The following is a 14,048-nucleotide window of genomic DNA, read 5'->3' as shown; positions in this document are numbered from 1 at the left end:
ATGAAAATTTTAAGTCTAAAATTTACCAACCTAAATTCCCTTAAAGGTAGCTGGCACATTGATTTTAGTAGTGATGCTTTCATGCGTAACGGCTTATTTGCCATCATCGGTCAGACAGGTGCAGGCAAAACCACCATTTTAGATGCCATCTGTCTTGCCATCTATGGGCAAACGCCACGCATCAAACAAATCAGTGCCAGTCAAAATGAGCTGATGAGCCTAGGAACAGGCGAATGTGCAGCACAAGTAGATATTGACATGGCGGGCAAATTGTATCGCTTTGCGTGGCAGCAACGGCGAGCAGGCAACAAAGCAGATGGCAAACTTCAAGCCATTCGCCGAGAAATCAGCCGTATTAAGCACGCCCAAGACGACCAAGGCGAACTCATTGAAACCAAGTCAAACCTTTGTGATAAAAAAGCTGTAGAAATCATGCACATGACTTTTGAGCAATTCACTCGGTCGGTGATGCTTGCACAGGGCAATTTTGCTGCTTTTTTAAAGGCGGATGCTGGCGAAAAAGGTGAGATTTTAGAGCAAATCACCGGTACAGAAATCTATGCCAAAATCAGCATGCAAGCCCACTTGACCGAAAAACAAAAACTTCAGGAACTGACTGTATTACAAGACAGACTTGACGATAATCAAGTCATGAGTGATGATGATTTTTTTGCCCTAAAGGCAAGCATTCATGCCGATGAACAAGCACTAAAAACCCATCAAGACCAGCTTATCAACATTGACAAACACATCAAAACCCAAGAAAATAAACTTGCCTGCGAACAAAAAGTCGCCAATCTGACCACATCTTTGGCAAAGTACGAACACGAAAAAAACAACTTTGCTCCACAACTTGATAAATTGCACCTTGCCAATAAAGCACTAAAACTGTACGGTACATACACACATTACCAAAATCTAAACGAACAAAAAACCGAGCTGACCAATGAACAGCACGAGCTTCGCCAAAAACAAATAGGCATGCAGACCCTACTTGAGCAGGCAAACACCAAACAAAAACTTGCCAATCAAGCACTAAAGGATGCCAAAGAAGCTCAAAAAACCACCACCCCTTTACTCCAAGAAGTACAAGGGCTTGATATACAGATTACTCAGCTAAGTCAGCAACAAATCGAGCTTGGTACACAGCACAGCCAAAAACAGCATGAACTTAACCAAGCCAAACAGCGACTAAGCGAACTTACCAATGAACAGACCGCCCTTAAAGCTGATTTTTTTAGCTTGCAGGAGAGTATTCAAAACATGAGTGACGATGATAGTCAAGACTTAGGTGTATTGACTGCCCTAACACAAGAGTTTGACCGTCAACAGGTCAGATGGCAACAGCTATCACAACACACCCAAAAAAACAAAACCAAACTTGATGCACTTGAAGCAGACATTAAGCAAAAACGAGATGAATATCGATATGCCAACTCTCAACTAAAAAACCATCAACAAACCTACAGCCAACTACAGCAAGATCTTAATAACATCAGTACTGATGCGACCGACAACCTACATTCTTACGGCTTGTCATTGCAACAAAGCATTCACACGCACACCTTGCTGTATCATACATGCACCGAATTATACACACTATATCAAGAACAATCAGCACGCCATCTGCTCATCAATGAACACCAAAACACCATCAAAGCGGACAACGAGCGATCATCACAGCTAACACAGACGATAAATACACTACAGCAGCAATTAGCAGAAGCAGAAAATACACTTATTGCTTTAGAAAATAATAAATCCCTTCAACAAGAAGTTCAAATTTTACAAGAACGCCTTGCCAAATTAGCCACAGGCGAGCCCTGTCCGTTATGTGGCTCATGTGAGCATCCTTACAAGGATAATAGCGGTCATACCAAAACCCAAGTGGACACTAACATTGATGAGACTATCACACACACTCGTGAGCACCTAAAAACAACAAACAGTGCTTTGCAAAAGCACACTCAGGACAACCTTATCCTACAAAACAACATTAACAACACCGCAAATCAGTTAGCAACGCTATCTGCCCAGAGTCATGCTCACGACAAAAAAATCAACGATCTTATCACAAAAATCAACACACTCACCCAAGAAAACAAACTACCAACACCAACCATCACGCCAGATGAACTATCCAATCATCAAATACAAATCAAAAAATCTCTTGACCAATTGCACCAAAAACAGCAACAATATCAAGCACTAGAACCACAAATCACCCAAATCACCACCCTTCTCAATCAGGCAAATGAGACCTGTCAAGCAATCAAACAAGACGGCGAGCTAATTAGCAACCAAATCACTTTGGCCAAGCAAAGTTTCGCCAACAGCCAGCAGGAGCTTGATGAGCTGACCGATGACATCAACCAAACTTTGGGGCAAATTAATCATCTTTGCCATAAGCTAGGGAAAAACATCCCCATCATCACACACACTAACCCTAAAAATTGGACGGCAATTCACCACAATATCTTGCAAACCATTCATCTAATCAAACAAGATTTTGAACATCATCAACACGCCAAAACCAAATATCAAGAGTTAGAACGAAAACTTGATGGGCTTGACATACACCTTAGCAATCAAGAACAACAAATACAGACCCTAAGCGATGATGAATGTGCAATATCCAAGCAACTACAAACCATCACCGAGCAGCTTAGTAGCTTACAGCAAAGGCGATGGGCACTTTTTGATGATAAGGATGTTGAGAATGAGACACGCCAGCTGATGGAGCGTATCGAGCAAGCAAGCGAACAACTCAACCAAGCAACACTAGCACAACATCAGCATCAGCATACACTAGCAACCATCAAACAAAGACAGCAGGAAGTCAATGAGCGATTGGATCATCTTAATTGCAAGTTTGACGGCATTACCAATGAATTTCATCAGGCATTGATTACACATGGCTTTAATGATGCGGCACATTTTTTAGCATCTTATCTTGAAGAAGCAGATAGATTGTCTTTACAGAACCAGTCAGATGCCATTGATTACGCCATCAAAAAAACTTGTGAGACCCTTGAGCAAGAACAACAGCTATTAAAACATCTGACAGACACCACCTGTCAGCAAGTCTCTTTATCCGAGTTACAAGCCCAAAAACAAGAAATTGTACAGCAAGAGCGAGTCCTACTACAAAACTTGGGAAAAAATCAGCAGATATTACTTGATGCGACACTTGATCGTGAAAAACACAGCCAGTTAACCCAAGAAATCCATCAAAAGAAACAAGATATTACCATTTGGCGTAAATTAAATGAGCTTATCGGTTCAGCCGATGGCAAAAAATACCGTAATTTTGTGCAAAGTCTTACCTTGCAACTCATGCTACATCATGCCAATGCGATACTACAACGCATGAGTGAACGATATATTCTTCAGCACAATACGCATGATGAGAAAAACTTACTTGAAATCAATATCATCGACACCCATCAAGGTAGCGAAGAACGCAGCACCAAAAACTTATCTGGCGGTGAGAGTTTTATCATTAGCCTTGCATTAGCACTTGGATTGTCCGCCATGAGTAGCGAAAATATCAGCATCAATTCGTTATTCTTAGACGAAGGATTTGGCACACTGGATGAAGAGCTACTCGATGTCGCTCTATCAACACTGTCCGCACTACAAGATGAAGGCAAGATGATCGGTATCATTTCACATGTTACGACACTAAAAGAGCGAATCAGCACACAGATCGTAGTACAAAAAACCGCCAATGGCACAAGTCGCCTATTAGGTTTGGGTGTTCATCAATTAGCATCCTAAATTTGATAAAAAAAATTGGTAAAATTTACAAAAAACACTTGACGAATCTTAAAATTCCTATATAATACGCAATATGTTTCATAACAGCCACTTATGCCAGTGTGGTGAAATTGGTAGACACGACGGATTCAAAATCCGTTGCCCTTAAAAGCGTGTCGGTTCGAGTCCGACCACTGGTACCATTTATGCTTTTCAAAGCATTTCAAAAAACCTAAGAAAACCCCCGAAATCCTTTAAAAATCAAGGTTTCGGGGGTTTTTCTTTATCTTGTGCTGTTGCAGGGTTTTTCATTTTGTTGCATAATGATTGTACCCTATTTTGCACCCCGACTTTTTGCCATGACAGAAATCAAAACCGACAAACAAATCATCGCCTTAAAAGCCGAAGAAAAAGAATATCACGCCAAAATCTACGGCAAGCCCCGCCTATTTATCCGAGTGCGGGCCACAAAAGACGGTTCGGTCAAGTCATGGGTGTATCGTTATACCAAAGACGGTAAAACAGCTAAATATTTTCTGGGTGACTACCCTGCTATCACAATGACAAAAGCATTTGAAAAATGGCAGGAACTAAACGAATTAATCGCCAACGACATAGACCCAAAAACCCACTTTGAACGATTGGAAAAAGAACGCAAACGCCTAGCTAGCAATACTTTTGATGTGATTTGCCAAATGTGGGCAGATAAACAAAATTGGAAAGGCAATACAGCAAAAAGGCGACAATACCGCCTAAATTTATTTATCAAACGCTTTGGGCAAACGCCAATAGATAAAATCACTACCGCCGACTTGATAGAATTATTACAAGACATAGAACGCACCCACCGCCAACGAGCCGACCCCACCAAACCAAGCGATATGGCGGACAGGTGCAGGGGGCATTTGATAGATATTTTTGCGTGGGCGACACTACACGGCTACTGCACGCATAATCCGATGAGCGACATCGCCAACGCCAAAACCAGCCATCTATTAACCACCGTCAAATATGGCAACCGCAAGGCATTGGTTAAGCCATCTGATTTTGCACGCCTACTTAAAGATATTTTTGATGACAAGTCAATGGACGACCACACCCGCCACAATATGCTATTGCTTGCCTACACCGCCGTGCGAAATGGCGATATTCGGTCGATGAAATGGGCGGATTTAGACTTGGACAATAGCAAATGGGAGCTTATCCCCATCAAAGGGCAATCTAATAGCGGGATAAAAATGGTTGAAAAAATGACCGCCCCCCTACCCCGTCAAGTCATCAAAATTTTGCAAAAACAGCATAAGCTCACAGGACACTTGCCCTATGTATTCGCCAAAGACACTAAAGACGGCTACATATCAGACGGAGCGACTAACACCGCCCTAAAACGCTTAGGGTATGACGGATTGCACCAATCACACGGTTTTCGGTCAAGTGCCAAAAGCATTTTGATGGGCGAGCTTGATTATAGCGACTTGATTACAGAGATGATGCTAGGACACCAAATCAAGGGCGATAATCCTTATATGCGAGCAGATTTGTACGCCAAGCGGTGTGAGCTTATGCAGACATGGGCAGATTATATTGATGACCTAGCTAATGGCAGAGATACAACACACTATAAGGGTGTGTATCGAGAGAAACCGAGCGATATTTTACAAGCGTTGATTAATATGCTGGGCAAAGATGGGTTAGCAAAGATGTTGCAGGACGCATAAACAGTTTATCCTGCCAATAAAAAAACACCCCAAACCATAAGGCTTGGGGGTGTTTTTATGCTTCGTTCGTGCTGACTTTACCGTTACTCGCAAAAACAGGCAACGCAAACCGATGTGTCGCAGGCATAGACTGTGTACCACACCAGCGATAAGCCAGGACACGAGATGGTGAGAAAGGTTTGATATTTACTTGATTACTTTGGTTTCCACCAAGCACCATAATATTACCATGCTTATCTCTACCAACACAAAACCCTACATGACCACCACCATTGCGACTAAACACCACCACGCAGCCATAAGCGGGGTTATTGAGCTTACTGCCTGCCGTCACCCATGAACGAGCCAATGGGAAAGATTTTGGAATGTGATGCGACAATCCTGCCTTTGCCATGACAAATGCGACAAATGCACCGCACCATGGTGTTTCGTCATTTTGCCATACTTTTTCTTTTAGGCGGTGGGCTTGATTTGTGGCAGTAAAGCCTGTTGTCCACATCTCCACCACCAATGGGTTGTGCTTGACCCCCTTGATTTCTTGTTGTCCGATGTACTGGCGGGCGATTTGCACCCATTTTAATTCATTTTTCATTTTTGTGCTCCAATAAAAAGCCCCAATCAGGGGCTAAATATATGATTGATTTTTTTGCCGATGGCATCGATGGCGTTACCGCCCAAGTGACCGCTGATGGCGACCGCCACCGCTGTCAATAGCGGCTCGGTCTCTAGGTATTCGCAGAGGTAGAATGTGACGAAGCCAGCGAATGCTGACACCATCAATTCCCCAACGAGCTTAATGAACACTACTGTAAGCTTCTCAGGCTTTCTTTGCTTGTTAAGTCGCCTAATGAACGCAACCAGTCCACCTGCCATCGCCAGCAGTCCCACCCATAGATAGGTGATGATGGTGTAGGTGGTTGGGTCTTTTTCGATCATAATTATTCCTATGTTCTGTCCACTGTGATGTTGAGCTTGATGTTGTGTTTCATTTTTTCTCCTTGGTTAATAAAAAAGCCCCATGGTTGAGATGGGGCGGTGGTGGTTATGGGGGTGGTGTTATGTCATGATGGCCTCCTGTGAATGGGAATGGTAGATTATCAATTTCAGAAAAATAAATATTTATTACATCATGATTAAATATTAGGTTTCTTGTTGTGAATTCTTGTTTTATATCTTTCACAGTACCATTTTGATTAATACGCTCAAATGTAGGTACAATCTTAATATGATTGCCATCAACACAGCCTACACACGCAAGCACCACGGGTGTCATAAAATGAGGGTAGGTTTCGCCTGCCGAAAATTCCAATTGATAGTACCCGTCATAATCACCAATCGCATTTGTCAGCTCGGTGGTATCATAAGGATAGTATCCGACTGATAGCTTTGGGCTTAATATACCAGCACAGCGTTTGGTAATACGTGCTGGCAACAACCTAGACAATGGCACGCCATGATTTTTTCGTTTGTCAATCATCGCTCGGTCGCTGCCTGTTTGATTGTTATAATAGTCCACACCATAATCATAATAATGTTCAACATGGCGAGTCAGCAGTCTAGCTTCATCACTCGATAGTAATTTAATATCACTGGGGATGTGTTGCCGTGTGGTTTTGGTCTGTAAAGACAATGGCACGCTACGAGAGCTAAATGTTACATTGCCCTGTCTGTCATACAGATTGATACCCACTTTATCCTCTTTGATGACATTAACATCAAAATGTAAATGTGAAATTTGGCAAGCTCAGCATCTGATAACCTGCCATTTGAATAAAACATCAGCCGTGCTATGCCATTGAAATAGCCTGTATTTAGATACACCACAGGATTACATTGACTACTTAAACCATCATAATACACCCCTGCAATGGGACTGATGGCATTGGGCAGGTCAATATAGTACATACAGTATTCAGGTGTGTAAATATCTGTATAACCTCTCCTCAATTTAGAATTAATAACTAAGCGTTTAGCTCTATACCAGTATTCTCTCTTATGTTTTTCAAAAGGTGTATCAAGTAATCTTGTTAACCTACCAGACTTAACAAAGCTAAATACAGCTTCATCACTATCTAATAATTTTTGACCTTGTTGATTAAAAGTTCTAAAACTCATACATACCCCCAGTAAAGTTTAATTGGTGGTTTTTGTTTATCGGCATTGCCTGCTTGTTCTGTACTGTATTCAAACCCTGAATTAGTGTAGTTAATATCGATACCCCAAAGATTGTAAGTATTCGTATAAACATACTCTTCTTCTACATCTTTAGCATCAGGAGGTACTGATAAATTATCATTACGAGACATATATACAGGCACGACAATGCGTGTCGTGCCTTGTGGGATGGTGTAATTAATACTCCGTCTTTCAGATGCACTAATTACTTTATTGCCGATAAATTTGGGATAACGACCTGTGATGTTGCTAATCTCACGACTATCTCTATCCCATAATTTTAAGCCTGTTATCATAGACATACCTCACATAAAGAAACAGGGCAGTTGCCCACCCTGTTTTTAGCTAAATATCCCAAGTTCCACCGCCTTTTTACCTTGGGCTTTGTTGTACCAAACAATCAAGCCTTTTGAGTTAAGCTCCAAACTTGAACCATCACCAAATGTGTTGTTGAGCTCAAACCTGCCGTCTTTGAATAATCGCCAGCCTTGACGACCTGCAACATAGTTGTCAGATTGAATACTGTCGGCGATGTGCAGCATATTGATGGACGCTCGGGCAATACTGGCACTATTAAGCCACGCCCCCGCAGGGTAGCTTACACCATCGATGGTGGTAGTGCGGGTCGTAAACACAAACGGCTTTTTGGCGGTGGTTGTCGCTCCAAAGTAGATTTGGTCGGCATTGATACCAAAACGGCTTGTAACACGCCCATTTTGCAAATCGCTCATCAAGCCATAGCCACTGATAAAGCCATTATTATCCACCGTTACCGTCTTAATCGCACGCACGCCATTGACTGACCGCTGTACATTTCTGATGCTTGTGGTCTGACCGTTTAGGGTGGTATCTAATTGTCCGATACGCTCTGACAAGGCTTGTTCTTTTTCAGCAAGTGTTCGTTTTACCTCATCAATCAATGCCGTGGTGTCGGTATGCTTGGCGAGTACGGCTTGGACAGACTGCCTTGAGCTTCGTGGCTGGCGGTAGAGTATCAGCTCATTGTTAGAGCCGTAAATCCTCCAAGCGAATTCGCCTACCCATTCATCGCCCACCTTGCGTAAGTCTCCGATTTTAGCTGAGCTTGATGCACCAGAATTGTACACCGCCACAGAGGTGAGGTTTTGGGCATTTTTTAAGGTGATTTTTACCTTTTGCCCTGCGGACAATCGCTCTTTGATTGGATATCTGATACCCCAATCGGTTGATACTTTCGTCTCATCGCCACCAACAAGCAGGTTGTCGCTTAGACTGGTGAACTTGGCGTTCATCGTCTCACGCATCTGATTGATGGCTTGCTCTTTGTTGCTGATGGACTGCTCCAACCGTCCAATCTTAGCATTGGCTTGTCGCTCTTTTTCGGCGAACTCGGCTTTTGCCTGACGAATCTGACTGAATAACGCTTGATTATTCGTGGACTGCGTCTGCTCAATCTGTTGCATTTTGGCGTTGGTGGTTCTATCAGCTTGCTTGTAGGCAGTGTCAATGTTATTGATACGCTCTGACAAGGCTTGTTCTTTGGTGGCGACGCTGTCTTGCACGGACTGGATTCTTGCGTTCAGCGTATCATTGTTATGCTGCTGGTTAACCGTCATCTCGCCCAATCGTCTTGTCAGGTTGCTTGTGCTGGTGGCAACATCTCGGATTTGGGTGGTGGTGTTGCCCAAATTTTGCCTGATGTTAGCGATTTCTTGACTTTTGGCATTTTTATCACGCATGAGCTCATCAATGCTGCGGTTTAACTGGGGCAATCGTGCGTTGGCTTGTTGCACCGCTTGCTCAATGCTAGGGATTTTGGCGTTGAACAGATTGATCTTGCCATCAAACGCATCAATCTTAGCAATCGGCTCCCTGAGTGCACGGTCTAGATGACTCTCACTGATCTGACCACTGATTAAGTCCAGCACTTTGGCGGCATCTGATGATGTCGTGCCACTTATCCAGTCTGTCCAATCTGATGTATTGCCCAATTTATCTACAATTCTGGCACGGTAAAACTGGGTCAAGTTGCCCTGTAAGCCTGTAATCGTGTGGCTGTTGGTCGGATAACTAAATACCGCCAGCGTAGCAATGTTTGCTTGTCCGTCAGGGCTTATTTGAATCTCTGTATAATTGGTGTCTTCTGAGCCGTGATTAAATATCCAGTCAAGGTACATACTAAACAGACCGCCTTTTACTTTAAATAAATACAGTTTTAGCGGTTTGCCTGTTTTGCCTGTGATATTGGTTAATTGGCTTGTGGTGGCTAGGCTTTCATTATCAAAAGCATCAATGGCTTGTACTTGTGCCGTATAGTTGCCTGCATACACCCCATCAATGTCTACGCTTTGCCCTGATATTTTGGGCAAGGTTTGCCAGTTACCATCGTCTTTTCGCCATTTGACGATGTAAGATACCGCTCCCTGCACTTGCTCCCAGTTAATTGTCAGCGTGGTTACGGCTTGCCCTTGCACCGTGCGAGTGCTCGCCGTCAAGCTCACTGATTTTGGGGCGGATATTGTGGCGACTTTGAGCACGGTAAATGGCTCTTGAGTTACAATAGCTCCATTGTCCACCGCTTGATATTTTTGGCGGTTGTACTCTAAGGCAGTGATGTCAAAGGTGGCATCATCGTTTTGGGCGATGGTTAAAATGCGAAACTGTTTTAATTTCAAATCGTCCGAAATGACCGCCCAAATATGCTTGCTTTGGGCATTGATGGGTTTATCAAGGGTTAGTATGGTATCACGCACAGACACGATTTTGGCAGACTGCACACCGTCCGTACCGTTTACGGTGAGCATATCGCCCACTTTTCCTGCCGCACGGTCAAGGGTTATTTGGCGTTTGTCGGTGCTAAGTGCCACGATTTTGCCAGAGATGGCACGCCCTGCAAACACATTATCGGCAATGTTAATCACTTGCCCAACTTGGGGGATAAAGCCCATCAAACCTGTTTTAAAGCTCACCGTTTGTGTCTCTAACTGCTCGGCTTTTAACGCCCACAGTCCTGCTCTTTGTGCTTGTCCTTGTGATGTACAGCCAAAAGCTGAAATATCTAGCGTACGCACGCCATATTTAGCGATTGCCCCCTCATCAGGGATTAGCTCGTATTCTGTGGTAAAGTTATTCTCTGGATTGTCCCACGCCACTTTTGCCAAAGTGTGTCTATCCCTTGCTCGTGTGCCTGTGTAGCTAAATTCGCCACCCACCACATTGGCAGGGGAAAAGGTATAAACAGGCTCTTTGGGCGTATCGCTATCCACGACAATGTTTTGTCCATCCCAAAATGATAGTCCACGAAACACAGAAGCTAAGTTTTGTAAGACACGATAAGCGTCATCGGCTTTTTGAATATAGACATTCACCGTAAAGCGTGGTTCTTTACCGCCTTTGCCATCATCAACAAGTTCATCACAATATTGCCCAATCTGATACAGTCGCCATTTATCCATCATGCCAGATAATCTCTCGCCTAAGCCATAGCGTTTGTGAGTGCAAAGGTCATAAAACACCCACGCAGGGTTGTTAGAATAAGCAAGCTTAAATGTGCCGTCCCACAATCCTGTGTATTGGCGTGTCTCTGGGTTGTAGTTACTGGGCACTTGGATAATCTTGCCTTTTAAGCGTACCGCAATTTTAGCAATGTTATTAAAGGTTTTGGCGTCATAAGAGATGCCAAGCAGTGCCGTGCAAGGATAAGACAGTTTGGCGTCGATAATCTCAGTCAGTGCGTCAATGCTCATCGTATCAGCGACCAGTTCGCTATCACGATTAGGTGTGATACGACGAACACGAATTGTCCAGCGTTTGGCTGTGCCAGAGTTGGGCAAATCAATGCGGTGGGCTTTTTTATAGCCCTGTGATGCTTTACCACGCACGGTATCGGTCAAGACTTCAACAAAGCTGCCGCCATCTGTTTGTACATCAATAGCATAAGAAATGGCATAACCTGTAATGTCGCCATTTTCTTTTTGCTCTCTAAGAGCATTAAAGTTTAGACGCACACGCACCGCTGACAATTCACGGTTATTGATTTGTCTTGTCCAGTCTCTGTCGTGTCGTAACTCAACACCGATGTTGTGTTCGTTTTCAACAGCTGGAAAGCCTGCAATGTGGGTTTGGTCAAGCGTGCCTGTGCGAAACTCCCAAGACACGCCATCAAAGTTTGGCTGTCCGTTGTCATTGATGAGTGGTGTGTTCTCAAGAAGAATGAATTTGCCGTCGTCTGCTAAGCCTGCAATCTCGCCTTCACAAAGACCGTATAAGATTTGTGCGTAGCCAGTAGAAACCAAATCATCGGTGGCGATGGTTGGTTTTCTTGCTTGACCTTTTTGTTTTTTTGAGCCGTGTATGTTCATATCTTTACTCTTAAACTCTAATACCTGCCGACACAATAAACCCACCCACTTCTCTCTCACCGTACAAAATGGGTACAGGATTGCCTTGTGCTACAGTCGTTACCGCACCGCCAAAGCCGTTATTTGGCTTGTTGCCGTCTTCATTAGCAGGGTCTAGTTTGGGGGTGGGCATCAGTAGACTGGCAACACCGCCAATCATCAGACCCACACCAGCACCAATCAATGCTTGTGCTCCTGGCACAAGCACACCGACCGCCACCAACGCCGCCCCAGCCACCACTTGTAGCCAGCCCATTGCTTTGCCGCCACTACCCATGACTTTGGGAACGATGTGAATGTGGTTAGCAGTGGTGGTATCGTTAAGCTGATTTTCACCGATGTTGGTACGCTCATTTTTCTTTTTGCCGTTGAATACGGCAAAGCGGATGCCGTCTTGCTCAGCACGCATCATAAATGCTTTAAAAGCAGGGATTTGACAAGCAATCGCATGGCAGGCTTCTTTGGCACTTTTGACATCTAATTTAAAAAATCTGCCGAATTTTTTGGCTAAAATGCCGTGTAGTTCGATGGTTTTCATTTGAATTCTCCTTATTTGTTTTGTATAATGTATCTATACACAATACGGATTGCAAAGATGATTGTTTCATTTAAACATAAAGGTTTGGAGAAGTTTTTTACTACCGGTTCAACCACTGGTATTCAAGTTAAGCATAAAAACAAATTAAGTTTACAACTATCCACACTAAACAGTGCTGAAACCGTCTTTGCAATGGATGTTCCAGGTTGGCAACTCCATGCCTTAAAAGGCGACTTGGTCGGTCACTGGTCAGTGTCAGTCAATGGCAACTGGCGTTTAACTTTCAAATTTAATGATGATGGCAATGCCGAGATTGTTGATTATCAAGATTATCACTAGGAGAATTATGATGAAAATGCACAACCCACCGCACCCTGGCTTACTACTAAAAGAATACATTGCCACGATGACTGTTACTGAGATGGCAAGCCGTCTTGGCGTTACACGGGCTAATCTTAGTCGCATTTTGAATGGCAAGCAAGGTATCTCTGCAGATATGGCACTTCGCATCAGTCATTTGTTGCCAAATACCACGCCCAGTCTATGGCTTAATATGCAACAAGCCTATGACCTATGGCAAGCCGAACACAACGCAAAAATAGATTACTCTAACATCAAGCCATTATTTGCTCCGCAATCTGCCTATGTCTAACCACCATCGCGGTGCGTCTTTGCCAGCTCTCACCATAAATCTCACGCACACTAAGCCGTCCGTGTGGGTGGTGCAAGATTAGGGTGTTACCGATGGCAGGTGGTGTGGTTTCGCTGTTTAATTTGCCATCGCCTATGAATATCAACGCATGGTTGATGTGATAGGTGCGACCAACACGGCACAAAATAACATCGTGCTGTTGTAGGTTATCGACCTTTACAAAGCCTGCTTTTTCAAAATTCTGCTCATATAGTGGCTCGTGGTTTGGGTTTTCCCACCAGTCATCAGCCCTTGCAAAATCAGGCAGTGTGATGTCAAGCTCACGGTCGTAATAATCACGCACTAAGCTGTAGCAATCTTGTACGCCATGATGATATTCACGCCCCAAAAGTGGGCTTTGATAAGTGGTGGGCTTATGGCGTTTGATGTCGCAGTATTTCGCTCCTGTGGGTGTAGGACCTAAGCCCACAATCACCCAATCTATGTCATGTAGTCCCATTTGCACCTTATCCACTTCAGATGGCAAAGGCTCGCCATCAGGGTGGCTGTGGACAATTGCCTGTATTTCGCCAAGCTTGGATAAGTTAATAAATTGATCGGGGTCAATCTCAAACGCATTGGTAGGATTGGGGGCGATGTTCGTGCAAGGGTAATATTGACCACCGATGATAACGCCACAACACTCATTGGGGTAATCGTCCCAAGCGTGGGATATGATTTGGTCTTTTAGGGTTTTGGTGAGTCGCATATTTTTTCCAATAAAAAACCGCCCATATTAGGCAGTGTGAAATAATTTTATGAAAATAACCCTAATAACTCTTGACTTA

General features: G+C 43.7%; 12 protein-coding genes and 1 tRNA gene. 5 read left to right on the top strand and 8 right to left on the bottom strand.

Annotation, left to right across the window (positions count from 1 at the left end):
* From L3D27_RS04455 to L3D27_RS04445, 3 genes are all read left to right on the top strand, one after another.
* Positions 1-3,780, top strand: a complete 3,780-nt coding sequence (locus tag L3D27_RS04455; RefSeq protein ID WP_432481687.1) for an AAA family ATPase — start codon at positions 1-3, stop codon at positions 3,778-3,780.
* A gap of 95 nt (positions 3,781-3,875) precedes the next feature.
* Positions 3,876-3,962 (top strand) — tRNA-Leu (locus L3D27_RS04450).
* A 156-nt stretch (positions 3,963-4,118) separates the two neighbouring features.
* The gene (locus L3D27_RS04445; protein WP_432481686.1) at positions 4,119-5,477 is read left to right on the top strand and encodes a tyrosine-type recombinase/integrase; all 1,359 of its coding nucleotides are present in this window, start codon (positions 4,119-4,121) and stop codon (positions 5,475-5,477) included.
* Between the two features lie 55 nt (positions 5,478-5,532).
* Here L3D27_RS04445 and L3D27_RS04440 read toward each other — a convergent pair whose 3' ends face one another.
* The 7 genes from L3D27_RS04440 to L3D27_RS04410 form a co-directional block, all read right to left on the bottom strand.
* On the bottom strand, positions 5,533-6,069 hold the full coding sequence (locus L3D27_RS04440; RefSeq protein ID WP_432481685.1) for a TIGR02594 family protein: 537 nt from the start codon (positions 6,067-6,069) through the stop codon (positions 5,533-5,535).
* Positions 6,070-6,095: 26 nt separating this feature from the next.
* Entirely contained in the window at positions 6,096-6,413 is a 318-nt protein-coding gene (locus L3D27_RS04435; RefSeq protein WP_373628935.1) for a phage holin family protein, read from the bottom strand.
* A 106-nt stretch (positions 6,414-6,519) separates the two neighbouring features.
* Positions 6,520-7,167 carry a hypothetical protein gene (locus L3D27_RS04430; protein WP_432480821.1) on the bottom strand — a complete coding sequence of 216 codons (648 nt, stop codon included), beginning with the start codon at positions 7,165-7,167 and terminating at the stop codon, positions 6,520-6,522.
* Entirely contained in the window at positions 7,131-7,592 is a 462-nt protein-coding gene (locus tag L3D27_RS04425; RefSeq protein WP_432480820.1) for a hypothetical protein, read from the bottom strand. The genes L3D27_RS04430 and L3D27_RS04425 overlap by 37 nt, the downstream gene beginning before the upstream one ends.
* Positions 7,589-7,948 (bottom strand): hypothetical protein, encoded by a 360-nt coding sequence (locus L3D27_RS04420; RefSeq protein ID WP_432481684.1) that lies wholly within the window; start codon positions 7,946-7,948, stop codon positions 7,589-7,591. The genes L3D27_RS04425 and L3D27_RS04420 overlap by 4 nt, the downstream gene beginning before the upstream one ends.
* A gap of 45 nt (positions 7,949-7,993) precedes the next feature.
* Complete coding sequence (gene gpJ / locus L3D27_RS04415) at positions 7,994-11,992, bottom strand: TipJ family phage tail tip protein (protein WP_432481683.1); 3,999 nt, start codon at positions 11,990-11,992, stop codon at positions 7,994-7,996.
* Positions 11,993-12,002: 10 nt separating this feature from the next.
* Positions 12,003-12,569 carry a tail assembly protein gene (locus L3D27_RS04410; protein WP_432481682.1) on the bottom strand — a complete coding sequence of 189 codons (567 nt, stop codon included), beginning with the start codon at positions 12,567-12,569 and terminating at the stop codon, positions 12,003-12,005.
* 57 nt (positions 12,570-12,626) lie between these two features.
* On the opposite strand from L3D27_RS04410, the gene L3D27_RS04405 reads away from it, so the two are divergent.
* Entirely contained in the window at positions 12,627-12,908 is a 282-nt protein-coding gene (locus L3D27_RS04405) for a type II toxin-antitoxin system RelE/ParE family toxin (RefSeq protein ID WP_284674378.1), read from the top strand.
* Between the two features lie 7 nt (positions 12,909-12,915).
* Entirely contained in the window at positions 12,916-13,221 is a 306-nt protein-coding gene (locus L3D27_RS04400; RefSeq protein ID WP_284674377.1) for a HigA family addiction module antitoxin, read from the top strand.
* Here L3D27_RS04400 and L3D27_RS04395 read toward each other — a convergent pair.
* On the bottom strand, positions 13,184-13,969 hold the full coding sequence (locus L3D27_RS04395) for a C40 family peptidase (protein WP_432481681.1): 786 nt from the start codon (positions 13,967-13,969) through the stop codon (positions 13,184-13,186). The two genes, L3D27_RS04400 and L3D27_RS04395, sit on opposite strands and share 38 nt — an antisense overlap.
* Positions 13,970-14,048: the final 79 nt, after the last annotated feature.

Origin of the sequence: Moraxella sp. ZY200743 (genome assembly GCF_050885545.1) — a bacterium.
Classification (GTDB): Bacteria; Pseudomonadota; Gammaproteobacteria; order Pseudomonadales; family Moraxellaceae; genus Moraxella; species Moraxella haemolytica.
The sequence above is the reverse complement of the archived record's forward strand: the minus strand, read 5'-3'. Positions and strand labels throughout refer to the sequence as shown.